This window comes from Bartonella sp. HY038 (assembly GCF_014117425.1).
GTDB lineage: Bacteria > Pseudomonadota > Alphaproteobacteria > Rhizobiales > Rhizobiaceae > HY038.
Genome location: NZ_CP059725.1, coordinates 255,436 through 279,900 on the forward strand (window position 1 = coordinate 255,436; position 24,465 = coordinate 279,900).

Sequence of the window (24,465 nt, forward strand, 5' to 3'; positions counted from 1 at the left end):
TTCCATCATGGTAGAAAATCGCCCTTTTATGGTGTTCCTTACTTATTTTATCCTCATTGTAGGTATCATTATTACCTGCTTTCCTGTTTATATCGCCATCATTGCGTCAACCCATGGTTCTGATGCGTTTTCTACTGGCACATTACCGCTTTTGCCCGGTGGTCATGCTATTGAAAATTATACATTGGTGCTTGGCGATGGCATGGCAAAAATGGGCCTACCAGCGGTGGCACCGCTATTAACGAATTCATTTATTATGGCAATGGGAATTTCAATTGGTAAAATTGCGATTTCCATCATTTCCGCCTATGCTATCGTCTATATGCGTTTTCCATTTCGTAAAACCGCTTTTGCATTGATTTTTGTGACTTTGATGCTGCCAGTTGAGGTGCGTATTGTGCCCACATTTAAAGTGGTTGCCGATTTGGGGCTGATTAATTCTTATGCGGGTATGATTATACCGCTGATCGCTTCGGCTACAGCTACCTTTTTATTCAGACAGTTCTTTTTAACGGTACCCGATGAATTATTGGAAGCGGCGCGAATTGATGGGGCAGGACCATTTAAATTCTTTAAGGATATTTTATTGCCGCTAAGCCGGGTTAATTTGGCGGCATTATTTATTATTCAGTTTGTTTATGGTTGGGTGCAATATTTATGGCCGCTTATTGTCACTACTGACGCTAAATATCAAACAATTTTGGTCGTGATGCGCCAGCTTTTTGTGGAATCGGTACAATATGACCCTAAATGGAATATTTTAATGGCAGTTGCAGTGCTTGCCATGTTGCCGCCTATTATAGTGATTGTGTCGATGCAACGCTTATTTGTTAAAGGCCTGATTGAAACGGAGAAATGAGATGGCTTCGATAAAGCTTTCTAACATAAAAAAACAATATGATAATGGCATTACCGTGATTGAAGGACTTAACCTATCGGTTAATGATGGTGAGTTAGTGGTTTTGGTTGGACCCTCTGGTTGTGGCAAATCCACCCTATTGCGCATGGTGGCAGGTCTTGAGCAAATTAGCGGTGGTGAATTATATATTGGCGACAAGCTGGTCAATAATATCGAGCCAGCCGAGCGTGATATTGCGATGGTTTTTCAAAATTACGCGCTTTATCCGCATATGAGTGTGCGCGGTAATCTTGAATATGGTCTAAAAAATCGCAAAACGCCAAAGGATGAGCGTGATAGACGCATCATGGAAGCCGCCAAGATGCTCGAAATTGAACCGTTTTTAGATCGTAAACCACGACAATTATCGGGTGGGCAGCGTCAACGTGTGGCGATGGGGCGCGCTATTGTGCGCAAACCTAAATTATTTCTTTTTGATGAACCATTATCCAACCTTGATGCCAAATTGCGCGGTCAAATGCGCGTAGAGATTAAGACCTTGCAAAGGCGTTTAAAAACTACGAGCCTTTATGTAACCCATGACCAGTTGGAAGCTATGACCTTGGCGGATAAATTGGTGGTGATGAATAAGGGTAAAATTGAGCAAATGGGCTTGCCAGTTGATATTTATGATAAGCCTAAAACCTTATTTGTGGCTAGTTTTATCGGTTCGCCGCAGATGAATTTTTTAGAACGGTCAGTGTTAAGCGCCATTGGTGGAGTTGGCATGGTGTTTGGTAAAGAGGCTGATTATATTGGCTTTAGACCCGGCGCTGTATTATTGGGTGAGCCCCGTCAAGGTTGCCTCAATTTTAATGCTAAAATTTTGCTGGTGGAGTTAATTGGTGCAGGTTGTCAAATTCTGGTTGAGTGGCAAGGGCAACAATTAACCATTGAATTGCCGGATCGTTTACAGCAAAATAATGAAGGGAATTTACAGTTTTCTGTGCCGCTCAAAGATCTTCACCCCTTTAATAAGCAAAGCGGTTTGCGGGTGGAGGATTAGGGGTAGAACCTATTAATTAAAAGAAACAAGCACATTAAACAGCAAAAATATATTCATTTTAAATTCAAAGGGGGGGAAGCAAAAAGTGGGTGGTATACCCATTTGAGCTTTCTGATGTAGTAGATTACAGCTGTTTTTGTGTCCTTTCAGGATATGTTAAATTTTTGCGATAACTTTGTCGAAGAGCCTTGATAATATTTATATTTCTCGGCGGCTCTTTTCGCATTTAATCTTTGGTTCTCACAAAAATTTTCACTATCATTTCGTTTAAATTAATAGGCTCTGACCATAAGTCCCATAAATATTGCTTTCTAACCTTAATCTTATGATGAATATTATTAGAGTATTAAATTTATTGTGTTAAGTGGAAGTATAAAATGCGGAATTATTTATTATTAATATTATTTATACTATTATTAAGTGGTAATTTTGCAAATGCGGGAACCGAAAATAAAAAAATTGCTTTGTTCAACATATATGCAGGTGACGCTTGGCATCAGGCCATGCTTGAAAGTTTTACAAAAACTACAAATGAAGCGATTAAAAGTGGTATCATTGCAAAGGCCGATGTTTTTACAGTGCTTGCGGATAAAAAAGGTGAGCAAAAGGCGAAATTTCGGGATATTATTGCACAAGGTTATGATGCTATCATTATTGATGCGACCACGCCTAGTTTTTTAAGCGAACCCGCCTCTTTGAGTGAATTAGTCACAGAAGCTTGTGCTGCTCATATAATTATTGTTTTTTTTGGTGCTACAATCAGTGAACCATGTGCATGGCAGGTTGTTTCTGATTTTGATGAAATTGGAGAAAAGCGTGTTGAATATTTTCGACAACACTTTTCTAATCACTTTAATTTTGTGTTTGTAACTGCTGCGCTCAATGATCCTACTGCCGAAGAAATTGAAAACGGTAGCATAGGTGGATTGTCGAGATTTGTTCATTTTAAACCAGTAGCATCTGTCTTAGCAAGGCAAGGTGAAGGTGAGACGCAAAAAGCAGTTAGTAATATTTTAACGGACTTGCCATCTATTGACGCTGCACTTGTTTCGGGGGATTATGGTTATGAAGTTGCACAAGCCTTTCTTGCAGCAAAACGGCCACTACCAATTATCGTTATGTCGGGCAATCAAAATGAATTACAATTGTGGCAAGAGCAACATAAACTCAATGGTTATGAAACAATTTCTATAAGTGCACCACCGGCGATTGTTGATGCAGCATTTTGGCTGGCTCAACATATTCTAGATGGTAAAAGCGCCGATAAGAAACGTTTATTTATTCCATATCTTAAAATTACCAGTGATGAATTGGACAATGTGTTAAAAACTATTCCAAAGGGTGGGGTTGCGAGTGGATCTTTTAGCCATAAAGAAACAGTTGAAATTATTGATGATGCAAATTCTTATGAAAAAGCCAAATGTTTTATGACGCGCACGTTTAGTAAAACACCAATGCGTGATCTTTATCGGTATTGCGATTAAAAGTTTTTCCAATATCTAATATCAATGTTTGTTGTTTCAATAGAATTAAGTACTTCTTGGCCTGACCCTAAGTCTCATATTTTTAAAACACCATGTTTACAATTTTCACCAATCAAAATTTTTTGGTAATATTTTAAGTGTTGTTATATTACCTAAAAATATGCTTTACCAATTTCTACGCTTGTCGTGAGTGCATTTGTATCAATGATTGTATGGTGACTGTCTTTGATAGTTTCTTCATCACCCAATAAAATAAGATTGTTTTCTATTTGTAAATATTGGGTTGGTTTTAAATGGATGGCACTTACTAAGCTACCTGATATTGTTAAGTAAATATCAATCGTGCGCCAACCTTGGTCAAAGATAAGTTCAACTTTACGATCATTATTGCTAAAAACAATAACCATTTGTAAGAGATCTTGATTAAAATAGAAATCTTGCAAATGGGCGCAATCAAAAAATAGTGTCTCGTCTATTTTCCATAAATCAAGCGCGTGTAAAGCCATGATGGATCCTTATCAAGATAGGGCCAGGGAATATAACAGGACAGTCATTTTACTCTGCTTCATTCTTTTGCTTCTTCCTCGGGTCGCCCTCTGCCCATTCGCGCAAATATTCTTCACTTTGCATTTCAAAGAGGCGTGATGCGGTGCGCTCAAACTCGAATGTTTCAGTTGTATTAGAACGTCCTTCATAAAGCTTGTCAGCCGTAGCCGCCGCTGAGATAAAAAGCCGCGCATGATGGTCATACAGTGTATCAATAAATAAAATAAAGCGCTTGGTTTCATTGCGGCGCGTATCATCAAGTATTGGTACATTATCCATGAAAAATGTGCGATATTGTGCTGCAAGTGCCATATAGTCAAAGGCAGCAAGGGGCTTTGAACAAAGATCGAAAAATTCAAATCTTGCGCAATCCTTGGTCGCTTTGGGTATTTCCACCAAGTGGCCACGTACTGATATTTCGGTCGCCTCTGCTTTTTCATCACCGATGACATTTTGCCAAGCCGCATCCATTAATTTTTGCGCTTCATTGCCAAGTGGCGAAACATAAACTGGCTCACGGCCATTTTTTTCAAGGCGATAATCAGTTGGCGCATCAAGATTATAAACCTCGACTTGTTTTTTTAAAATTGCGATAAATGGCACAAATAATTGCCGATTTAAGCCATTGCGGTAAAGATTATCTGGCGCAACGTTTGAAGTTGCAATAAGGGTTACGCCCTTATCAAAAAGTGCAGTGAATAGGCGCCCTAAAATCATTGCATCGGCAATGTCGGTTACGGTAAATTCGTCAAAGCACAAGATATGTGCTTCTTTTGCCAAAGCATCAGCCACCACAGGAATTGGATCATTTTGTTTGGTTTCACCACGATTTAAAGCTTGGCGATGTTGGTTGATGCGGTCATGGACATCATTCATAAAGTCATTAAAATGGGCGCGTCTTTTATCACCTTGGGGCAAGCAGGAAAAAAATAAATCCATAAGCATGGTTTTACCGCGCCCAACTTCACCATAAATGTAAAGACCTTGAATGGGTTCTTGTGCGGCTTTGCGTTTGCCAAATAACCAACCAAGTGGACTTGATTTGCGAGAAAGATTTTTTTCGCGCAAACGATCAATCAACTTATCAAATTCAGCCACCAACTTGACTTGCGCAGGATCTTCATTAATTTCCCCAGATGCAATAAGTGCCTTATAGCGATGACTAACCAAATCCATAAAATTCGACTCCACTAAGCTATTTTTGCTCACTTTAATTAACGCATTATGCGTTTTATTGTGTCAATCTATATATGAGCTAAAAAAACGTCTAAAGGCAAGTGTTTATAAGGTTTTTTGTTGCAAATGGTAAACATTCGCATCTCCCAGTAGCTTTTTTAAAAAATAGTCAAACTGGTTTTAGCGCAAAATGTCTTTGTTAATTGTTATGAGCTGTCGTTTAAAACCTACTTTGTTGGCGCAATCCGCATAGCAAGACCTTCAATGCGCTTGGCAGCTTCATCAATAAGTGTGATAAAAGCTTGTTCCTGCTGCGAAATATTGGAAGAGGTGTTTTCTTGCTCAGCAGTGAGCTGGGCATTCTGGTCTTCTAAATATTCGACACGCTTTTCAATTTCAGTCATTTCATCCATGACCATAATACCCGCCATGACCGATAGGCGATGATCGCCAATTTCACCAAATGATGATTTTAAATGGCTAATATAGCGATCAAGTCGGGCAGCTAAGCCCGCTAAATGTTCCTCTTGTCCCTCATCGCATGCCATACGATAGGTTTTGCCATCAATTGTGACCATCACTGTTGCCATGGTTTTAACTTTCCTATCGCTCGATAACTGCTCTAATGGTCTCCATTGCCGTGATCAGGCGGCGGGACACTTCCTTATTGGCTTGTTCAAGGCGCTCGCCGCGCGATTCAGCCCTGTCGAGTTCTTGCGCCAAGCGCGAGCGGTCGGCATTTAGCCGTTGCACTTCTTCCTCAAATTCTTGCATGTCGCTTTGTGCTTCAATACGAGCCTCGACGGCATTTTCAAGCATGTTAAGGGCACGCGACATATGCTCAAGCGCCTGTTCTAACGATGTATTGACTGCCATTGGCTTTTATACCCTATCTATTAAAGCATATGGATAAAAATCCATCTACCCTTTATTCTCGCTTTTATCACAATGTAATTTAAGTGATTTGCCCAATTTAAAATCACCTAAAGTTCTTTCATAATCGAATCATGCAAATTACGAAAGATGTTAATTTATTTTATTCCACTTATCTTTCAAATTGTCCGATATAATAATGGACTTTCATTGATTGTAGACGTTTTCTTATGAGTTTGGCATGAGTTTTTAAAACCGGCAATTGTGTTTTGCCAAAGGTTTAAAATAATTATTGAACGAAAGTTATAGGAGCAAATAATACACAAACTGTTATTGAAATAAGGTATATTTGTCGTTAATGTTGACTTAACCGCCCTAAGTGATATTTGTGGTTAAGTCTTTTTAAAAGGCGTGTTTACACCCATCCCGTCAATGCCAGATTAAGCGAAAAATAAGCTCATGACAAATTCAGAGAAACAAAACCAGATGGCCAATGCCATCCGCTTTCTTTCCATCGATGCCGTACAAAAAGCCAATTCTGGCCATCCCGGCCTACCAATGGGTGCGGCTGATATTGCCACCGTGCTTTATACCCAATTTATGTCACATGATCCTAAAAAGCCTCATTGGCCTAATCGCGATCGCTTTGTGCTTTCAGCCGGACACGGCTCTATGTTGCTTTATTCATTGCTTTATCTAACTGGCTATGAAGATATTTCAATTGAAGAAATTAAAAACTTCCGTCAATTGGGCGCTCGCACCGCTGGGCATCCTGAATATGGTCACGCTGCTGGTATTGAAACAACAACCGGCCCATTAGGTCAAGGTATTGCCAACGCCGTTGGCATGGCCCTTGGTGAACGTTTGATGAATGCGCGTTTTGGTGATCTTGTTGACCATTACACTTTTGCATTAGCAGGCGATGGCTGTTTGATGGAAGGTATTTCGCAAGAAGCAATTGCCCTTGCCGGTCATTTAAAGCTCAACAAGCTTATTTTACTATGGGACGATAATAATATTACCATTGATGGTAATGTAAATGTTGCTGACAATACTGATCAATTAGCGCGTTTTGCGGCTGTTGGTTGGGATACATTCTATGTTGATGGTCATGATCAACAGGCAATTGCTGATGCTATTGCAAAAGCTAAACAATCGGATAAGCCGAGCTTTATTGCTTGCAAAACTACCATTGGTTTTGGCTCGCCTCATATGGCTGGCACTAATAAGGTGCATGGTTCACCCCTTGGCGCAGAAGAAATTGCAGCAACTCGCAAAGCGCTTAATTGGACTGCCGAACCATTTATTGTGCCTGAAGATGTTTTGGATAGTTGGCGCTTGTCAGGTCTTAACTCGGCAAAGAAACACGTTGAGTGGACCAAGAAATATGAAGCGCTTGACGCCAATACTCGTGCAGAATTTGACCGTTTGATGCGTGGTGACTTGCCAGGCAATTTTGATGCGGCAATTGATGCTTATAAGCAAAAGCTAGCCAATGATCAGCCAAAGGTTGCAACGCGTAAAGCGTCTGAAATGGCTTTGGAAGTCATTAATGGTGTTGTGAATGAAACCATTGGTGGTTCGGCTGATTTGACTGGTTCAAACAATACTAAGACCAGCCAGACCAAAAGCATTACACCCGATGATTTTTCTGGCCGTTATATGCATTATGGCGTGCGTGAACATGCAATGGGCGCAATCATGAACGGTTTGGCACTATATGGTGGTATCATTCCATATTCAGGCACATTCTTGTGCTTTGCCGATTATGCGCGCCCTGCAATGCGTTTATCATCACTTATGGGTATCCGCGTTATCTATGTGATGACCCATGATTCCATTGGTCTTGGTGAAGATGGTCCAACCCATCAGCCAGTTGAGCATCTTGCTTCCTTGCGCGCTATTCCAAATCATTTGGTTTTCCGCCCTGCTGATGTGACTGAGACGGTAGAATGCTGGCAATTAGCATTAAAATCCCACAAAGCTCCATCAACTATCGCGCTTACTCGTCAAAATTTGCCAAGTTTACGTAAAGAGTTTGATAGCGACAACCTTTGTGGTCTTGGGGCCTATGAGTTGGTAACTGCAAGCGATGAAGCAAAAGTTACCATTTTTGCCAGCGGTTCGGAAGTTGAAATTGCGGTTAATGCCCGTGATATTCTCGAAAAGCAGGGCATTGCAACTCGCGTTGTATCGGTGCCATGTTTTGAATTGTTCGAGCAACAATCACCATCCTATCGCAAGGCTTTGATTGGTTCAGCGCCAGTTAAAATTGCAATTGAAGCGGCTATTCGCCAAGGTTGGGACAGCTTCATTGGCAATGATGGTATCTTTATTGGTATGCATGGCTTTGGTGCCAGTGGTCCAATTGAAGAACTCTATCCGCATTTTGGCATTACCAGCGATGCTGTTGTTGCTGCTGCAAAAGAAAAGCTTCAATAATTTCATCAAGCCGGCGGTTTTTTCCGCCGGCTTTTTTCTTATCCTTTATTAAAAGATATATTTTTTCAAGAATAGGTATAAATATTTGTTGCTAAAAAGAAATCGTCATTAATTGGCAAAGATTGGGCGTTAAGTTTAGATCATGCGTTCCAATGCCACAGATTAATATGGGATTATCGCTTTTAAAATTACCTTTTTTTGTATAAAATCACTATCGTATAAATTCACTTGGTATAGGCTTTAAAAGCCATATATTTAAATTATGCCAATAATCAGGAGAATACCCATGGCAGTACGTGTAGCTATTAATGGATTTGGCCGTATCGGACGCAATGTTTTGCGTGCAATTATCGAAAGCGGTCGTACCGACATCGAAGTTGTTGCCATTAATGATCTAGGTCCAGTTGAAACAAATGCCCATCTTCTCCGTTACGATTCTGTGCATGGTCGTTTTCCTGGTACTGTGACTGTTGCCGGCGATACAATTGATGCTGGTCGTGGCCCAATCAAGGTTTATGCCGTTCGTGACCCAAAAGAACTGCCTTGGGCTGAAAACAATGTTGATATCGCTCTTGAATGCACTGGTATTTTCACTGCACGCGATAAAGCTGCTATGCATCTTGAAGCTGGCGCAAAGCGCGTTCTTGTTTCGGCTCCTGCTGATGGTGCTGATCTTACGGTTGTTTATGGTGTAAACCATGATAAGCTAACAGCAGATCATAAGGTGGTTTCTAATGCATCTTGCACCACCAATTGCTTGGCACCTGTTGCTAAAGTGTTGAATGATGCAATCGGCATTGAAAAGGGTTTCATGACCACCATCCATTCTTATACGGGTGATCAGCCAACCTTGGACACAATGCATAAGGATCTTTATCGCGCTCGTGCGGCTGCCTTGTCAATGATCCCAACCTCAACTGGTGCTGCTAAGGCTGTTGGTCTTGTATTGCCTGAACTTAAAGGTTTACTTGATGGCGTTGCTATTCGCGTACCAACCCCTAATGTTTCTGTAGTGGACCTTACTTTCATTGCTAAACGTGCGACATCAGTTGAAGAAATCAATGATCTCATCCGTAATGCAGCCAACGGTCAGCTTAAGGGTATTTTGGGCTTTACTGATGAAAAATTGGTAAGCCATGATTTCAATCATGATCCACATTCTTCAGTGTTCCACACCGATCAGACCAAGGTAATGGAAGGTACAATGTGCCGTATTCTTACTTGGTATGATAATGAATGGGGCTTCTCAAACCGTATGAGTGATACAGCTGTTGCTTTGGCAAAGACCATTTAATGCTGATGCGCTTATCCTTTAAGATTAGCGCGTGAATATTATAACGCCATGCATTTTCAGCTGGAAAATGTGTGGCGTTTTGTTTTTTAAAGTGTTTTAGGGCGGCGTGCCCAAGCTATTTAATGCATTTAACTAAATGCAATGAGGAGAAGATAAGTGGCATTTAAAACTTTAGATGATGTTGATGTAAAATCAAAACGCGTTCTCTTGCGCGTCGATTTGAATGTACCTGTAAGTGATGGCAAGGTAAGTGATGTTACCCGTATTGAGCGGGTTAAACGCACGATAACCGAACTATCTGACCATGGTGCAAAAGTGATTTTGCTTGCTCATTTTGGTCGTCCCAAAGGTAAAGTCGTTTCTGAAGATTCCTTGAAACAGATTATTTCTGCCGTTGAAGGTGTTTTAGGACAAAAAGTTGCTTTTGCAGATGATTGCATTGGCGAGCAAGCTAAAAAAGCCGTAGATACAATGAAAGATGGCGATGTTCTTTTGCTTGAAAATACCCGCTTTCATGCCGGTGAAGAAAAAAACGATCCTGAATTTGTTAAAGCTTTGGCAGCTAATGGCGATATTTACGTCAATGATGCGTTTTCCGCCGCTCACCGTGCCCATGCTTCCACTGAAGGTCTTGCCCATGTCTTGCCAGCCTATGCGGGCCGCGCAATGCAGGGCGAATTGGAAGCCTTGGAAAAAGGTTTGGGGCAACCTAAAAAGCCAGTTGTCGCAATTGTTGGTGGAGCCAAGGTTTCAACCAAGATTGACCTTTTGAACAATCTTATTGATAAGGTTGATGCGTTGGTTATTGGCGGCGGTATGGCCAATACATTTTTGGCAGCCCAAGGCTATAGCGTCGCAAAATCTCTTTGCGAACATGAACTGGGTGATACGGCGCGTGCTATTATGGTTAAGGCCGAAAAGCAAAATTGTGCGATTATTCTACCGATTGATGCGGTTGTTGCAAGTCGGTTTGAAGCTAATGCTGACCATCACAATTACGGCATTGATGCAATACCAGCAGGCGGCATGATTTTGGATGCTGGCGATAATTCGATTGAGCGTATCAATGCGGTTATTGATGAAGCCTCCACCGTGGTGTGGAATGGCCCACTTGGTGCGTTTGAATTAACGCCTTTTGATCATGCAACCGTTGAAGTTGCAAAACGCGTTGCCGAGCGTACGAAACAAGGCAAGCTTGTTTCAGTGGCTGGCGGCGGCGATACAGTGTCAGCACTTAATCATGCTGGCGTTGCTGATAAGTTTACCTATATTTCAACCGCTGGCGGAGCTTTCCTTGAATGGATGGAAGGCAAGCCGCTTCCAGGTGTTATTGCGCTAGAAAAATAAAGATTAAACACCAAGGCAATGCTCGTTACCAAGTTTTTTGGTATCTAGGCATTGCCTTATGAAAGCATATTTGTTCTGCCTATCATTACCAAAATCATATAATTAACTCTTATAGGAAGCCGTGAATGAGCGAACGTATAGCCGATATTGCCAAAAAATTGGTGGCCACTGGCAAGGGTATTCTTGCGGCCGATGAAAGCAACAGCACAATTAAAAAACGCTTTGATGCTATTCATCTTGAATCAACAGAAGAAAATCGCCGTGACTATCGCGAAATGTTATTTTCGGACAAAGATGCGATGGAAAATTATATTTCTGGCGTTATTCTTTATGATGAAACTATTCGTCAAAAGGCTTCAAATGGCCAAATGTTGACCGATCTCATCAAGGCAGCAGGATCAATTCCTGGCATCAAGGTGGATGAGGGGGCAAAGCCACTCGCACTTTTTGCTAATGAAACGATTACCGAAGGGCTGGATGGTTTACGCAATCGCTTGCAAGAATATTATCAATTGGGCGCGCGCTTTGCCAAATGGCGAGCGGTAATTGCTATAGATAGCAAAAGCCTACCAAGCCGTGGAGCAGTGTTACAAAATGCACAAGCTTTGGCACGCTATGCAGCACTTTGCCAAGAAAATAATATAGTACCAATCGTCGAGCCAGAAGTGCTCATGGATGGCGTGCCGGGGGATCACTCGATTGAACGCTGCTATGAAGTAACCAAATTTGTACTTCAACAAGTTTTCATCGCTTTAAATGACGCAAATATTGCCTTAGATGGTATGATATTAAAACCTAATATGATTATTGATGGCAAAAACGCCCGCAAGGCATCGGTTGAAGATGTTGCGCTAAAAACCGTGCAGTGTCTTAAAGAAACCGTGCCAGCGAGCGTTGCAGGTATTGCGTTTTTATCAGGCGGGCAGGGTGACGTTGAGGCAACAGCCCATCTTAATGCCATGAATGCAATTGGAAATTTACCTTGGCCACTTAGTTTTTCGTATGGTCGCGCTTTGCAAGCAGCAGCAATTAAAGCTTGGGATGGAAAGGCGCAAAATGTGTTTGCTGGTCAAAACGCCTTTACCCACCGCGCCAAAATGAACTCCCTTGCTTCATTGGGTAAGTGGAGTGAAGCAGCTGAAAGTGATAAATAAGCAAAAATAACTGGGTTGAATTTTGGAAATACAGTCTTTAGCTTTTAAAAGCGCTGTTCTCAAACGGCGCTTTTTATTTAAAAAATCGTATTTTTGAGGGGTTAAACTAAACGCAGGACTTATTTTTACTCTTGGAAAGGATCCTCTTTTACCAATACAAGCCAATCAACATTGTCCAATTTGAAACGTCCTGCTTCACTAAAACCTATCTTTTCGTGGGCTTTTAATGACGCAATATTGTCAAGATTAATAAATGCTATAGGCTTTCCCGTATTTAAAGAGCAAATCTTGTCGCATAATTTGGCAAGAAGTCCTTGGCCACGATAATTTTCGTCAATACAAACAGGACCGTAGAACCAATCATCTTGGGTTAAATTAGGATAAAGCTCTACAATTTTTTTAGCAACAGGTGGCAAGCTTTCAGAACTTACCGAGAAACTAAAAACAACACCGGCAACCTTATCACTTTCTTGCGCAATAACTGTGTTAAGACTAGTTTTGAACATGCCTTCAACTTTTTTTAGCGGATATTCGCCAAAAAGCCCACCATGATTGGATTGGGCATTTTTTTGCAATAATGGTGCCACATGCTTGCAATCTGCAAGGACCATTTTACGTGTAATAATATTCATTTTTTGCCCTCATTGTAATTTATGATATTTAAAAACAATATATGGATTGTACAAAATATATTTACATTACCGTGTTTATACACCACTCACTCCAGAAATTGGAATGGTAAAGCTATTGTTATGGGCTGTGGTTGTTTTTGATTCATATTTTGAACAAAATGAGCTGATTTTTAAAAAATATCTCTAAATTTTATACAAGTTTTTAAAATAGCGGCAGTAAAAATCAAAATATGGAATGAGGCGAAGATAAAAATTTCGCATATATAGGCGTGTAGAACGAAGCCTATCCATCATTATTGATCTTTAAATTCCAATTAATTTATCACGCAAAAATGCCGCTTTTGTGTTATACAACTTTAGCAAGAACATTATTCATATTAACATAGTTTCAAGTTTTTATTGTTACATGAGCGTTACGAGAATAGCATTGGCTTATGACCAAAATTTATCACTTGCTGTTTGGCAAAGCACTATTGATAATAGGGGCGCTAACTATAAATATAAAGAAAGGTTCAATTGAGTGAATTATTAATATGGAGCATACGCAATTAATAATTCCTTGTTAAAGAGATTATAATTATTATATCATAATATATAAAATTAATATGTAAGAGGACCGCGTGGACGATCGTCAAAATAGCGATAGCAGTATTTTTTCAACAAGTGTCAAAAAGGATAGTGTCTTTTTGGCAGCTATGAAGCATTCCAGTAGGGTAAAATTTATTAAAATTCTTTTACCGATTATTGCTGTGATGATTGCTGCGGTTTTTGCATGGTTTACATTTTTTGCCGCCCGCCCAACAGCGGATGTTGTTGCGCTTAATACTGATGGCAACGACAAACTTGTCATGACTAGCCCAAAAATTGAAGGCTATTCAAAAAGCCAAAAGCCTTACTCATTCAATGCTAGTCGCGCAGTGCAAGATCCACTAAAACCGGGCCTGATTGAGCTTGAAGATATTACCGCTAAAATGCCACTTGGCGAACGGGCCGAAGCTGAGGTATCTGCCATTGGTGGGATTTATGATAGTATTAATAGTCGTATGGTGCTTGAAAAACCTTTTACGGTTACAACCAGTGATGGTGTCAATGCTAGTTTTAAGTCAGCGGATATCAACATTGAAACAAGCCAATTAACCACAAATGAACCAGTGGAAATAATTCGCGACAGAGAACATTTGACGGCTGATAGTTTAAGTATTAAAGAAAATGGACAGGTCTTTATATTCAACGGCAGAGTCCAACTGGTTATTGCGCCGCAAGAAGCAGATAATAAAACACAATAACACTATGTTATGGAACATCAAAATATGGGTGGTTCGTGCCCAGTGAAGGAGCGTCAAAGAATGCTGAATATTTGCACTCGTTATCACCTGGGTCGTTTGGCTCTAATTGTGGGATGTCTTTTTACGCTTGCGCCGACTGCAATGGCGCAGCAAGCTAATTTTGGTCTTAATCTGTCCGGTGGCAAAGAACCTATAAAGATTGATGCTGACAACCTTGAAATGCGCGACAAAGAAGGCCTTGCTGTATTTACTGGCAATGTCACGGTTATCCAAGGTGATCGCTTGCTTAAAGCAGGTAAAATGATTGTCTATTACGCTAAGCCCGATGGTACAAAGCCACAGCAAGCAGCAAGCGGTGGACTTGGATCGAGCGGGATTGAAAAAATGGAAGTGTCAAACAAGGTCTATATTAAGCAAGGCACGCAAATCGCGACGGGTGATCAAGGTGCTTTTAATGGTAAAACCAATGTTATGATTTTAACAGGTAGCAATGTTGTTTTAACCGATGGTGATAATGTTGCGACCGGTTGTAAATTAACTGCTCATATGGATAGCGGTAAGGCTTTTCTTGAAAGCTGTTCCAGTCAACAGAAAAAAGGCCGTGTCTCTGTTATCATGAACCGCGCGGAATAAAGTTATAGTAATGCAGCAAATTGTTGAAGAAACAATCGAAATCGAACGCAGTGATGAGCCCGTTGAGCAAACAGATAACGCCAGCGTTAATCGCTATAAAGGCACACTGATTGCACGTAATTTGAGTAAAACCTATCGTGGGCGCGCGGTTGTAAGTGATGTATCTTTTGGTGTGCGCGCCGGCGAAGCTGTTGGCATTTTAGGACCTAATGGTGCAGGTAAAACTACTTGCTTTTATATGGTAACTGGTCTTGTTCCTGCGGATGGTGGCTCAATAGAAATTGATGGCTTTGACGTTACCACCATGCCCATGTATCGTCGCGCTCGATTGGGCATTGGCTATTTGCCTCAAGAAGCATCGATTTTTAGAGGGTTGAGTGTTGAAAATAACATTAAAGCCGTTTTGGAAGTTGTTGAAAAAGACAAGAAAAAGCGGGCACTGCAATTAGACGAATTGCTTGATGAATTTAAAATCTCGCATTTGCGAAAATCCCAAGCAATTTCCTTGTCAGGTGGTGAAAGACGCCGTCTTGAGATCGCGCGTGCGTTAGCTTCAAAGCCGAACTTCATGCTGTTGGATGAGCCTTTTGCCGGTATTGATCCGATCGCAATTTCTGATATCCAACAATTGGTCCGTCATTTAACGCGTCGTGGTATTGGCGTTTTGATTACTGATCACAATGTGAGAGAAACATTGGGGCTGGTTGATCGCGCTTATATTATTCATTCAGGTCAAGTGCTCACTCATGGTTCTCCTGACGAAATCGTGGCAAATGCTGACGTGCGTCGCCTCTATCTTGGCAATACATTTTCTTTGTAAAAGCTAAGTCATATTTTACGATGCTCCAATTGCTTAAACAGTTTGCTCAGATTTCGCAAGCTGTTTGACTTTTGTCAATTTATAAAGCGTTGCACTCATTGAACATTAGAAAATATTGCCGAAATATATCAAAATTTTAATAAAGGCATTGACGGATAAACACCTTGTCTTCATAAGTCATTCGCAAAGTTTATTTTGTTTTGAATACAAAATAGTTTATCAATTTATGTAAGTGGATCATCTCGAAAATATTTTTTAATTTTTGCAGTTTAAATTGCTGTAAAGCTGTTACTTTTTGTGGTTTTTAATTCAGGTACTTCACAGTGCCGGCAAATTGTTTTAAAAGAAACATACAAAATTATTCATTGGTTAAATTGCTGATTCACATTAATGTGATATTTGGCAAGTTGATGCCAAGCCATGATCGTACAAAAAAATTAGACTGAAACACTTAACATTTTACTTAAGCATTTATGCTAGAATAACATGAATATTATAATTCGCTGAAACGGAGATTAATTGTGATAAAATCGGAACTCGTGCAAATCATTGCCAGCCGTAACCCGCATCTTTTCCAGCGCGATGTTGAAAACATTGTCAGCACAGTGTTTAACGAAATTTCCGATGCCTTGGCTGAAGGAAACCGCGTCGAACTAAGAGGCTTTGGTGCTTTTTCCGTAAAAAATCGCCCATCACGTGTGGGGCGCAATCCGCGTACCGGCGACGCTGTTGAAGTTGAAGAAAAATGGGTTCCATTTTTTAAAACTGGTAAAGAATTACGCGACCGTTTGAATAGCGAAGACGAATGACTTTTAAACGCATCATAGCAGCAATTATCCTTATTCCATTAGCCATTATTGTTGTGGCCTTTATGGTTGCCAATCGAGCTGCCGCCACATTGGCGCTTAACCCTTTTGATAGCACTACTTGGCATTTTACTTTGCCATTTTTTATCTGGCTATTTTTGTTCTTAATTATCGGTATGATCATTGGTGGGTTTGCAGTTTGGTTTGAACAGCATAAATACCGCAAAGCCTTGCATGAATGCCAAAATGAATTAGCAGCACAAAAGGCAAAAAATCGCAATCAGGATCTCGATATTGCTGTTAAGTCATAAAATATAGTCGCAGATAGGCAGTGTTGAACATATTTTTGCTATTTAACGAGTATTTAAAGTAAGCGCTTTGGCTTAGACATAATCTGGCTTTTATTGACGTTAAACTATCATGCGGGCCTATGCCCGCATCATTCATTTTAAATAAGTTTTTAACCATCCAATTACAGGCAATATTCTGGTGAAATCTAAAAAAGCCCGACCATCAATGGCAAAGCAGAAAGTGGCAAAAGATAAGCCAAAATCTTGGGATAAACAACGCCCTTCACAGGCTAATTCATCCGCAAAAACAAGGTCTTTTCAAGAAGGTCCGCAAAAGCCCCGCGATAGACGCGATCAAGCTAGCTTGAGTGATGATAATAAGAACCAATCACATAGCGGTAAGCTAAGACGAGTAGAAAAGCCTGTCGAGAGTGGTGACAGCGCAACCACTACCGCACTGCCCTTTGATAAAGCAACACTCTTTAATGCATTATCCAACATAGAGATTGCCAAGGTGGAAGGTGAGCGACCATTAGGAAGTGCACCGCTTATTCTTGAAACCCTTGCCGATAATGATTACGCATTGCTGGATAGTGGCCATGGTTTAAAGCTTGAGCGTTATGGTCCTTATAAAATTATCCGCCCCGAAGGCCAAGCCCTTTGGCAGCCAAGCCTTGATATCAAGGAATGGGAACAAGCAGACGCCATTTTTACCGGCAATACCGATGAAGAAGGTTTGGGGCGGTGGAATTTTCCCAAAACCCCACTTGGTGAAACCTGGCCCATGGCATGGAATGATATGCCATTTTTAGGCCGTTTCACCTCATTTCGCCATGTTGGTGTTTTTCCTGAACAAGATGCCCATTGGCGTTTTATGGAACAGCAGATTATTGATGCTAAACGGCCAGTAAAAGTGCTTAATCTATTTGGTTATACGGGGGTTGCCTCATTAATTGCCGCACGCGCCGGCGCTGAGGTTACTCATGTCGATGCGTCAAAAAAAGCCATTGGTTGGGCACGCGAAAATCAAGAAGTTGCCGGTCTTAATGACAAGCCAATCCGTTGGATTTGTGAAGATGCGATGAAATTTGTTGAGCGTGAAGCACGGCGCGGCAAGACCTATGATATTATATTGCTCGATCCACCGGCCTATGGCCGTGGGCCACATGGCGAGGTTTGGCAATTATTTGACCATTTACCGCAAATGGTTGCTGGTTGTCGCGATATTTTATCTGATAGACCTTTGGCTGTCGTACTCACTGCCTATTCCATCCGTGCGTCATTTTATGCGATTCATGAATTAATGCGCGACCGTTTTCGCGGCCTTAAAGGCGAAGTTCAATCAGGTGAGCTTATTTTACGTGAAGAACAGGCAAAACGCGCCCTATCAACCTCATTATTTAGCCGTTGGATTGCATGATGAATAATTCAAGACCAAGAACCGGACAAGTAAAAGAAATTACCAGCCTTGCCAATCCAATTATCAAGGATTTAAAAGCGCTTTCTTTGAAAAAATTCCGCGACCGTGAAGGTATTTTTATAGCTGAAGGCTTGAAACTGGTTATTGATGCGCTTGAACAGGGTTGGCAAATTCGCACATTGGTATTTGCAAAATCTGGGCTTGGTAATCCAGCGATTGAAAAAGTGGCAGCACGCACCGTTGCAAGTGGCGGACTTGTTATTGAAGCAAATGACAAGGTTATAACATCAATTACGCGGCGCGAAAATCCGCAAACGGTTATTGGTGTTTTTGAACAAAAATGGCAGCCATTAGATCAGTTGAAAGCTGGCCGTGATGATCTCTATATTGCTCTTGACCGTGTCCGCGATCCTGGCAATCTTGGCACAATTATTCGTACTGCCGATGCAGTTGGGGCACGTGGTATCGTCTTAATTGGTGATACAACCGATGCTTATTCTTTGGAGACAGTGCGTGCGACTATGGGATCAATTTTCTCAGTACCGCTTTATCGTGCTAAAGAGCCAGAATTTCTTAATTGGCGCAAAAGCTTTAATGGCGACATTATCGGCACCCATTTAAAAGGCTCGGTGGATTATCGCACTATTTCCTATAAAAAGGGGCCAATCATGTTAATGATGGGCAATGAGCAACAAGGATTGCCCGACAGTCTTGCTCAAAGCTGCGATAAGCTTGCACGTATCCCACAAGCAGGACGTGCAGATTCGTTAAATCTTGCGGTGGCAACGGCGGTGATGCTTTATGAAATGCGCCGCAATGTTTTGGTATTGGATGAGCGTATAGCATGAAGAAATCAGCATTATGGGGCGGGATAATTTTTGTCGCCATTTTAGTCGCGCTTGATCAAGTGATAAAACATCTTGTCGTCACCCATATGGAGCTTTATCAAGCTATTGATGTTTTGCCGTTTTTAAAGCTTTTTTACACGCAAAATACCGGTATTGCTTTTTCAATGTTGGCATCTTTCCATGATTGGGGGCTTATTGCCTTAACTATTGTGGTTATTATTTTCGTTATATTTTTATGGCTGAAGGGCGATAAGAATAAACAGCTCGCTAATATTGGTTATTTGCTGGTGCTCGGTGGTGCCTTTGGCAATTTAATCGACCGTGTGCGTTTTCATTACGTGGTGGATTATATTCTTGTTTATGCCTATGGCTGGTCTTTTGCAGTTTTTAACGCCGCAGATGCTTTTATCACCATTGGCGCTGTGCTGATTATTCTCAATGAATTATTTGGTTCAAAACCAGTTAAAAAGACTTAATTTTTTTTAAAGTGAATTTTATACCGCTTGTTATTTGGGTCCTAATTGTTATCCTCAAAAGGATAGGTATTTAGGGGATGCATCTATGCGTAAAATTTTAACAGCGATAATTCTTTCAATTTCCTTTTTTACCTTTAGCATTATTGCCCCATGTGCCAAAAGCCGTGAATGCACTGATCATGAACGACTAGCCTTTTATGATGATGTCATGCTGAGCCGTTGGCTTTTTAAAGGGCAGATTATTGCTGAAAATAGTGAAACTACAAATACAGACATCTATCTGGAAGCAAATGAAAAACAGCGCCTTAAATTTAGCTATGCCGGGTGTGCATCATATTATTGCATAAATGTAACAGGCGTGAAGGGTGACAAAACATCTATTGTTGTCTTTGTAAACTATTTTATTCCTCCAGCTATTATTGATGAAAATTCAAAGGAATATATTTATGAGGGTAGCAGCACTATTTTTATTACAGATAACGATTTTTGTACTTTTCAAAATACTATTGATGAGGAAAATGGCCAATCAGTTCATATGATGAACTTGAATAAAATAGTTCAAATGGTAAGAGTAGATGTTGAAGACGTTTATGAAAAATACAAAAGCGGTAATTTAAAAAAATTTGAAGATTTTACTGACTGACATTTACGAAGAAAAAGTCATTCATAAATAAAACTGCCATCATAATCGCGGCGCCAATTTCTTGAAATCGCCTGATAAAAACTTATGCCCCACAACCAAAAGAATATAATGAAAGTTAATAAGAAATAATGAAAAGAAAGTTTTTCATCTATGACTTTCAGCATTGCATGAAATGCCTCGACATTGCTTCCAGAAATATCAAGATCATTATTGTCCATAAAATCAGTTATTTCCGATGATACGAACTGTGCCCGATATAGATCTAAAGGGGCCAGTGACGAATAGCTTTGCTGATAAACACTTAAAAATTGATCAAAAGACAAAGGTTTGCCCAGTTTGTCAACAATTGGCTGCGCCACCAGTTGATTGTCAATTTTATGATAAGTAGGTAAAAATAAGAAAATATAAAAGCCAATATAAAGAACAATGCATGGTAAACTTACAACAAGCATTATGTCGCGGATGAACTCTCTTGTTATGCGTGGTTTAAGGGTTAAACACCGCGCTTCCAAATAAAGCAGTAAGACAAGGTATGCCATTAAAGCGCAAAAGACCAAAATAAAGAGGCGAGACCACGGCTGATCGGGAAAGGGATTTAAAACATACGGCAATAATAGGCCAAGTGTCAAAATTGCAAAGACTAACCAGCCGATAATCAATACAAACCGCTTATAAAAAGGCACAGGCAATTGGTTGGTGCGTTTAAAGCCGATGAATAGCCAGAACGCAAATAAGAGTATAAGATAGATCAATAATTCTAGCCCCGATTTACTGACAGCCGTGAATAGCGGCCCACCAAGCGATGTTGTCCACATTATTCATGGCGAATAAGTGGCGAAATAGTGGATAAAATTTGATTTCAATCAATAAGCTGCTATGCGACTTTTGATCAAATTGCTTTTTTCTTGAATTTCATTGATAAAAATGTCAATTGAGGAAAATTTTGCATTTCAGTTGGATGAGGAGATTTATATGGCAATTGAAATTGAACATCTAGTTTCAACAAAACCAAAGCCGAAAATATACAACCATCTTTATGTTCAAGTGGTTTTTGCTATTGCTCTTGGTATTGCAATTGGTCTTAAATGGCCAGATCTTGGCAAATCACTCGAACCATTAGGCACTGTATTTATTGCTTTGATTAAAATGATCATTGCTCCCGTTATCTTCTTAACCATTGTTGTTGGTATTGCTGGCATGAGCAATCTTGCGAGTGTGGGGCGGGTTGCTGGTAAAGCGTTCATTTACTTTTTAACTTTTTCTACCCTTGCTTTGATCATAGGCTTAATTGTCGCTAATGTGTTTCAACCAGGTCATAACTTTCCAACGGCTATTTCAGATGCTGATAAAGTTAAAGCATTAAAATATGCGGCCGATGCGCAAAGTATTTCAATTATTGATTTTTTTAAAAGCATAGTGCCTAAAACATTAGTATCTGCATTTACTGAAGGCAATTTACTACAAGTTCTTTTGGTTGCTATTTTATTTGGTATTTCGCTTGCATCAATTGGCGAGCGCGGCAAGCCTATTCTTACGTTTTGCCAAAACCTTATACCACCTGTTTTCAAACTAGTTTCAATCATCATGCGCGCTGCGCCAATCGGTGCATTTGGTGCTATCGCCTTTACTGCAGGTGCATATGGGTCAGAGGCTATTTTCCGCCTTGGCTATCTAATTTTATTATTTTATTTAACTTCGGTTTTATTTGTCGTCATCATTCTTGGTGCTGTCTGCCGCTATAATGGCTTTTCAATTTTCAAGCTTGTGCGCTATATCAAGGATGAGCTTTTACTTATTCTTGGCACATCGTCATCGGAATCGGCACTTCCATCTTTAATGGATAAAATGGAAAAAGCTGGCGCTAAAAAATCAGTGGTCGGATTGGTTGTACCAACGGGTTATTCGTTTAACCTTGACGGCACCAATATTTACATGACTTTGGCTGCTTTATTTATCATTCAAGCCTATGGTGTTCCTGTTGACATTTGGCATCAGCTTGCTCTTTTGGGGGTTGCTATGGTGTCATCAAAGGGTGCGGCTGGTGTATCTGGTGCTGGCTTTGTTACCCTAGCTGCAACGATTGCCATGTTCCCAACCATTCCTGCTGAAGGTCTTGGCCTTATTCTTGGTATTGACCGCTTCATGTCAGAATGCCGTGCGCTTACCAATTTTACTGGTAACGCCGTTGCTTGTGTTGTTGTTGCCAAATGGGAAAACGCTTTGGATCAAGAACAGCTTCATGCAACTCTTGACCGCAAAACTGCCCCTGATGCAGTTGCATCATAAGCAATTTAACTTTTTATAAAAACAATCATTAAAAAAAGCGGCAGCCTTAAACCAAAGGCTGCCGCTTTTTTAGGTAAAATCAATTATTATTATCTGCGACGATAACGAATATGCTCGATAAAGAGATTAAAAGCCTGCATATGCTGACGCTTGCTAGGATAATAAAGGTAATAGCCCTCAAATGGCTCGCACCAATCATCTAATACTCGAATAAGCCGCTTTTTCTCAAATAAATTCCAATACGAGATCTTCAGGAATATAAACAAGGCCTGCGCCATCGAGTGCAGCATTTACCCGCAACTGCAATTGGCTTAAAGTTAGTTGACCATCAATATGAACATTTAAAGCGCGACCATTTTTTTCAAATTCCCATTGAAAAAAGCCGCCCGTTGTTGCTGAGCGCATATTAATGCAATTATGGTGGACAAGCTCGCGCGGGGTAACAGGTTTGCCATAGGTTTCAAAATATTGCTGTGTTGCAACAATTGCCATGCGTTGTTTTGGGCCGATTTTAACCGCTACCATATCTTGATCAATCGCTTCGCCAAAACGCACACCAGCATCAAAGCGATCTCGAACGATGTCAATAAAGCTATTGTCAAACGACGAGCTCTATTTTAATATCAGGATATTTTTTTAAAAATGCTGTTATCGCCGGCTGCAAGATTGTCATTGCTGGATGCTCACCTGCTGAAATTCGAATTGTGCCACTTGGTTTATCGCGCATTTGCTTTATATTATTAAGCTCTTGTTCAATATCGTCAAAACGTGGCACCAAGGTTGCCAATAATTTTTCTCCTGCTTCGCTTGGTGATACGCTGCGTGTGGTGCGCATAAGCAATCTAATCCCTAATCGCTCTTCAAGATTACGTATTGTTTGACTAAGCGCCGATTGCGACACTCCAAGCTTTGCGGCGGCTTTAGTAAAGCTTTTCTCATGAGCAACAGCAATGAAGGCCACAAGGTCATTTAAATTTTCCATATTAATAAGTACGCCTTATAAGCTCTATCCAATTATACCCTATTATAATTAATCATAGCATCATTTATATCTTAGTCATAGAGCAGCTAAAAATAAAGCTGCACCAACCTCATTGGAGAAAATCATGCAAAAGCGCTATTTAGGAAAAAGTCGATTAGAGGTTTCGGCCCTTGGTCTTGGTTGTATGGGTTTAAGCTTTGGCTATGGTCCTGCCACCGATAGAGCAGAGGCGATAAAACTTATTCGTGCAGCTTATGACAAAGGCGTCCGTTTTTTTGACACCGCCGAAATTTATGGGCCATTTTTGAATGAAGATGTTGTTGGCGAAGCCTTACAGCCATTTCGTGAAGACGTAGTCATTGCCACTAAATTTGGCTTTGATACTGAAAATGCCAATGCTTTACAAAATATGGATAGTCGGCCAGAACATATTAAACGTGTAGTAGAACAGTCATTAAAGCGTTTAAGAACTGATTATATTGATCTTTATTACCAACATCGTGTTGACCCCAATGTGCCGATTGAAGATGTTGCCGGCACAGTAAAAGACTTAATTGCACAAGGCAAAGTGCGCCATTTTGGTCTTTCCGAAGCGGGGTGTGAAACCATACGCCGCGCCCATAAAGTGCAAGAAGTAACCGCATTACAAAGCGAATATTCCATGTGGTGGCGTGAACCAGAAAATGAGATCATTCCATTATTAGAGGAGCTAGAAATTGGCTTTGTACCTTTTAGCCCATTAGGCAAAGGCTTTTTAACTGGCAAACTCAATTCACCAGATGATCTTAAAGAAAATGATTTCCGCTTATCGGTACCACGTTTTGCCAAGGAAGCTATGGAAGCCAACCAAGGATTGCTTGATGCTATTCAAAAAATTGCACAAGATCATAATGCCACACCCGCGCAAATCGCCCTTGCTTGGTTACTAGCCCAAAAGCCTTGGATTGCACCTATACCCGGTACAACAAAAATATCGCGCCTTGAGGAAAATATTAAAGCGGTTGACGTTGTATTATCCCCCGCAGCCTTAAGCAATATTAAAACCGCCCTTGATGCGATTGAAGTTGTTGGCGCGCGCTATCCTGCTCATTTACAAGCACGTGTTGGTAAATAGGCCTTATTT

23 protein-coding genes and 2 pseudogenes are annotated in these 24,465 nt (G+C 40.6%); 18 read left to right on the forward strand and 7 right to left on the reverse strand.

The window, feature by feature from the left end:
* The first annotated feature begins 7 nt into the window (after positions 1–7).
* The 3 genes from ugpE (at position 8) to H3299_RS01005 (ending at position 3,388) form a co-directional block, all read left to right on the forward strand.
* Positions 8–859, forward strand: coding sequence for a sn-glycerol-3-phosphate ABC transporter permease UgpE (ugpE, locus tag H3299_RS00995; RefSeq protein ID WP_182418491.1), 852 nt, complete (start codon positions 8–10; stop codon positions 857–859).
* 1 nt (position 860) lies between these two features.
* The gene (gene ugpC / locus H3299_RS01000; protein WP_182418492.1) at positions 861–1,904 is read left to right on the forward strand and encodes a sn-glycerol-3-phosphate ABC transporter ATP-binding protein UgpC; all 1,044 of its coding nucleotides are present in this window, start codon (positions 861–863) and stop codon (positions 1,902–1,904) included.
* A 377-nt stretch (positions 1,905–2,281) separates the two neighbouring features.
* Entirely contained in the window at positions 2,282–3,388 is a 1,107-nt protein-coding gene (locus H3299_RS01005) for a substrate-binding domain-containing protein (RefSeq protein WP_182418493.1), read from the forward strand.
* A 152-nt stretch (positions 3,389–3,540) separates the two neighbouring features.
* Here H3299_RS01005 and H3299_RS01010 read toward each other — a convergent pair whose 3' ends face one another.
* The 4 genes from H3299_RS01010 to H3299_RS01025 form a co-directional block, all read right to left on the reverse strand.
* Positions 3,541–3,894, reverse strand: a complete 354-nt coding sequence (locus H3299_RS01010) for a hypothetical protein (RefSeq protein WP_182418494.1) — start codon at positions 3,892–3,894, stop codon at positions 3,541–3,543.
* Between the two features lie 49 nt (positions 3,895–3,943).
* On the reverse strand, positions 3,944–5,110 hold the full coding sequence (gene zapE, locus H3299_RS01015; RefSeq protein ID WP_182418495.1) for a cell division protein ZapE: 1,167 nt from the start codon (positions 5,108–5,110) through the stop codon (positions 3,944–3,946).
* A gap of 227 nt (positions 5,111–5,337) precedes the next feature.
* Entirely contained in the window at positions 5,338–5,700 is a 363-nt protein-coding gene (locus H3299_RS01020; RefSeq protein ID WP_182418496.1) for a cell division protein ZapA, read from the reverse strand.
* 13 nt (positions 5,701–5,713) lie between these two features.
* Positions 5,714–5,986 carry a DUF4164 domain-containing protein gene (locus H3299_RS01025; RefSeq protein WP_182418497.1) on the reverse strand — a complete coding sequence of 91 codons (273 nt, stop codon included), beginning with the start codon at positions 5,984–5,986 and terminating at the stop codon, positions 5,714–5,716.
* A 456-nt stretch (positions 5,987–6,442) separates the two neighbouring features.
* On the opposite strand from H3299_RS01025, the gene tkt reads away from it, so the two are divergent.
* The 4 genes from tkt (at position 6,443) to H3299_RS01045 (ending at position 12,220) form a co-directional block, all read left to right on the forward strand.
* Positions 6,443–8,425 carry a transketolase gene (gene tkt, locus H3299_RS01030; protein WP_182418498.1) on the forward strand — a complete coding sequence of 661 codons (1,983 nt, stop codon included), beginning with the start codon at positions 6,443–6,445 and terminating at the stop codon, positions 8,423–8,425.
* 286 nt (positions 8,426–8,711) lie between these two features.
* The gene (gene gap / locus H3299_RS01035; RefSeq protein WP_182418499.1) at positions 8,712–9,719 is read left to right on the forward strand and encodes a type I glyceraldehyde-3-phosphate dehydrogenase; all 1,008 of its coding nucleotides are present in this window, start codon (positions 8,712–8,714) and stop codon (positions 9,717–9,719) included.
* A gap of 156 nt (positions 9,720–9,875) precedes the next feature.
* Positions 9,876–11,066 (forward strand): phosphoglycerate kinase, encoded by a 1,191-nt coding sequence (gene pgk, locus H3299_RS01040; protein WP_182418500.1) that lies wholly within the window; start codon positions 9,876–9,878, stop codon positions 11,064–11,066.
* A gap of 125 nt (positions 11,067–11,191) precedes the next feature.
* Positions 11,192–12,220: a class I fructose-bisphosphate aldolase gene (locus tag H3299_RS01045; RefSeq protein ID WP_182418501.1), complete on the forward strand. Its 1,029-nt coding sequence runs from the start codon at positions 11,192–11,194 to the stop codon at positions 12,218–12,220.
* A gap of 125 nt (positions 12,221–12,345) precedes the next feature.
* Here the strand turns inward: H3299_RS01045 and H3299_RS01050 are convergent, their stop codons facing one another.
* Positions 12,346–12,852, reverse strand: coding sequence for a GNAT family N-acetyltransferase (locus H3299_RS01050; protein WP_182418502.1), 507 nt, complete (start codon positions 12,850–12,852; stop codon positions 12,346–12,348).
* A gap of 620 nt (positions 12,853–13,472) precedes the next feature.
* Here H3299_RS01050 and lptC point away from each other — a divergent pair.
* The 9 genes and pseudogenes from lptC (at position 13,473) to H3299_RS01095 (ending at position 20,074) form a co-directional block, all read left to right on the forward strand.
* The gene (lptC, locus tag H3299_RS01055) at positions 13,473–14,138 is read left to right on the forward strand and encodes an LPS export ABC transporter periplasmic protein LptC (RefSeq protein ID WP_182418503.1); all 666 of its coding nucleotides are present in this window, start codon (positions 13,473–13,475) and stop codon (positions 14,136–14,138) included.
* 60 nt (positions 14,139–14,198) lie between these two features.
* On the forward strand, positions 14,199–14,771 hold the full coding sequence (locus tag H3299_RS01060) for an LptA/OstA family protein (RefSeq protein ID WP_182418504.1): 573 nt from the start codon (positions 14,199–14,201) through the stop codon (positions 14,769–14,771).
* 88 nt (positions 14,772–14,859) lie between these two features.
* Positions 14,860–15,591, forward strand: a pseudogene (gene lptB, locus H3299_RS01065) (LPS export ABC transporter ATP-binding protein); the annotation flags it as partial.
* Between the two features lie 521 nt (positions 15,592–16,112).
* Positions 16,113–16,400 (forward strand): integration host factor subunit beta, encoded by a 288-nt coding sequence (locus H3299_RS01070; protein WP_182418506.1) that lies wholly within the window; start codon positions 16,113–16,115, stop codon positions 16,398–16,400.
* Positions 16,397–16,708 (forward strand): LapA family protein, encoded by a 312-nt coding sequence (locus H3299_RS01075; RefSeq protein ID WP_182418507.1) that lies wholly within the window; start codon positions 16,397–16,399, stop codon positions 16,706–16,708. Before H3299_RS01070 ends, H3299_RS01075 begins: the two co-directional genes overlap by 4 nt.
* A 484-nt stretch (positions 16,709–17,192) precedes the next feature.
* Positions 17,193–18,107 (forward strand): class I SAM-dependent methyltransferase, encoded by a 915-nt coding sequence (locus H3299_RS01080; protein ID WP_371739821.1) that lies wholly within the window; start codon positions 17,193–17,195, stop codon positions 18,105–18,107.
* Positions 18,104–18,955 (forward strand): RNA methyltransferase, encoded by an 852-nt coding sequence (locus H3299_RS01085; protein ID WP_182418508.1) that lies wholly within the window; start codon positions 18,104–18,106, stop codon positions 18,953–18,955. The genes H3299_RS01080 and H3299_RS01085 overlap by 4 nt, the downstream gene beginning before the upstream one ends.
* On the forward strand, positions 18,952–19,431 hold the full coding sequence (lspA, locus tag H3299_RS01090; RefSeq protein ID WP_182418509.1) for a signal peptidase II: 480 nt from the start codon (positions 18,952–18,954) through the stop codon (positions 19,429–19,431). The genes H3299_RS01085 and lspA overlap by 4 nt, the downstream gene beginning before the upstream one ends.
* A gap of 85 nt (positions 19,432–19,516) precedes the next feature.
* Positions 19,517–20,074: a hypothetical protein gene (locus H3299_RS01095; RefSeq protein WP_182418510.1), complete on the forward strand. Its 558-nt coding sequence runs from the start codon at positions 19,517–19,519 to the stop codon at positions 20,072–20,074.
* A 17-nt stretch (positions 20,075–20,091) separates the two neighbouring features.
* On the opposite strand, the gene H3299_RS01100 is transcribed toward H3299_RS01095, so the two are convergent.
* Complete coding sequence (locus tag H3299_RS01100) at positions 20,092–20,889, reverse strand: hypothetical protein (protein ID WP_182418511.1); 798 nt, start codon at positions 20,887–20,889, stop codon at positions 20,092–20,094.
* Between the two features lie 157 nt (positions 20,890–21,046).
* Here H3299_RS01100 and H3299_RS01105 point away from each other — a divergent pair, with 157 nt between their 5' ends.
* On the forward strand, positions 21,047–22,360 hold the full coding sequence (locus H3299_RS01105; protein WP_182418512.1) for a dicarboxylate/amino acid:cation symporter: 1,314 nt from the start codon (positions 21,047–21,049) through the stop codon (positions 22,358–22,360).
* Between the two features lie 89 nt (positions 22,361–22,449).
* Here H3299_RS01105 and H3299_RS01110 read toward each other — a convergent pair.
* Positions 22,450–23,342: pseudogene (locus tag H3299_RS01110) on the reverse strand (LysR substrate-binding domain-containing protein).
* A gap of 124 nt (positions 23,343–23,466) precedes the next feature.
* Here H3299_RS01110 and H3299_RS01115 point away from each other — a divergent pair.
* Positions 23,467–24,456 (forward strand): aldo/keto reductase, encoded by a 990-nt coding sequence (locus tag H3299_RS01115; RefSeq protein WP_182418513.1) that lies wholly within the window; start codon positions 23,467–23,469, stop codon positions 24,454–24,456.
* Positions 24,457–24,465: the final 9 nt, after the last annotated feature.

Excerpts from the sequence above, each read along its gene's own strand:
- ugpE (WP_182418491.1), top strand. The coding sequence starts at position 8 with ATGGTAGAAAATCGCCCTTTTATGGTGTTCCTTACTTATTTTATCCTC.
- ugpC (WP_182418492.1), top strand. The coding sequence starts at position 861 with ATGGCTTCGATAAAGCTTTCTAACATAAAAAAACAATATGATAATGGC.
- H3299_RS01005 (WP_182418493.1), top strand. The coding sequence starts at position 2,282 with ATGCGGAATTATTTATTATTAATATTATTTATACTATTATTAAGTGGT.
- H3299_RS01010 (WP_182418494.1), bottom strand. The coding sequence starts at position 3,894 with ATGGCTTTACACGCGCTTGATTTATGGAAAATAGACGAGACACTATTT.
- zapE (WP_182418495.1), bottom strand. The coding sequence starts at position 5,110 with ATGGATTTGGTTAGTCATCGCTATAAGGCACTTATTGCATCTGGGGAA.
- H3299_RS01020 (WP_182418496.1), bottom strand. The coding sequence starts at position 5,700 with ATGGCAACAGTGATGGTCACAATTGATGGCAAAACCTATCGTATGGCA.
- H3299_RS01025 (WP_182418497.1), bottom strand. The coding sequence starts at position 5,986 with ATGGCAGTCAATACATCGTTAGAACAGGCGCTTGAGCATATGTCGCGT.
- tkt (WP_182418498.1), top strand. The coding sequence starts at position 6,443 with ATGACAAATTCAGAGAAACAAAACCAGATGGCCAATGCCATCCGCTTT.
- gap (WP_182418499.1), top strand. The coding sequence starts at position 8,712 with ATGGCAGTACGTGTAGCTATTAATGGATTTGGCCGTATCGGACGCAAT.
- H3299_RS01045 (WP_182418501.1), top strand. The coding sequence starts at position 11,192 with ATGAGCGAACGTATAGCCGATATTGCCAAAAAATTGGTGGCCACTGGC.
- H3299_RS01050 (WP_182418502.1), bottom strand. The coding sequence starts at position 12,852 with ATGAATATTATTACACGTAAAATGGTCCTTGCAGATTGCAAGCATGTG.
- H3299_RS01060 (WP_182418504.1), top strand. The coding sequence starts at position 14,199 with ATGCTGAATATTTGCACTCGTTATCACCTGGGTCGTTTGGCTCTAATT.
- H3299_RS01075 (WP_182418507.1), top strand. The coding sequence starts at position 16,397 with ATGACTTTTAAACGCATCATAGCAGCAATTATCCTTATTCCATTAGCC.
- H3299_RS01085 (WP_182418508.1), top strand. The coding sequence starts at position 18,104 with ATGATGAATAATTCAAGACCAAGAACCGGACAAGTAAAAGAAATTACC.
- lspA (WP_182418509.1), top strand. The coding sequence starts at position 18,952 with ATGAAGAAATCAGCATTATGGGGCGGGATAATTTTTGTCGCCATTTTA.
- H3299_RS01095 (WP_182418510.1), top strand. The coding sequence starts at position 19,517 with ATGCGTAAAATTTTAACAGCGATAATTCTTTCAATTTCCTTTTTTACC.
- H3299_RS01100 (WP_182418511.1), bottom strand. The coding sequence starts at position 20,889 with ATGTGGACAACATCGCTTGGTGGGCCGCTATTCACGGCTGTCAGTAAA.
- H3299_RS01105 (WP_182418512.1), top strand. The coding sequence starts at position 21,047 with ATGGCAATTGAAATTGAACATCTAGTTTCAACAAAACCAAAGCCGAAA.
- H3299_RS01115 (WP_182418513.1), top strand. The coding sequence starts at position 23,467 with ATGCAAAAGCGCTATTTAGGAAAAAGTCGATTAGAGGTTTCGGCCCTT.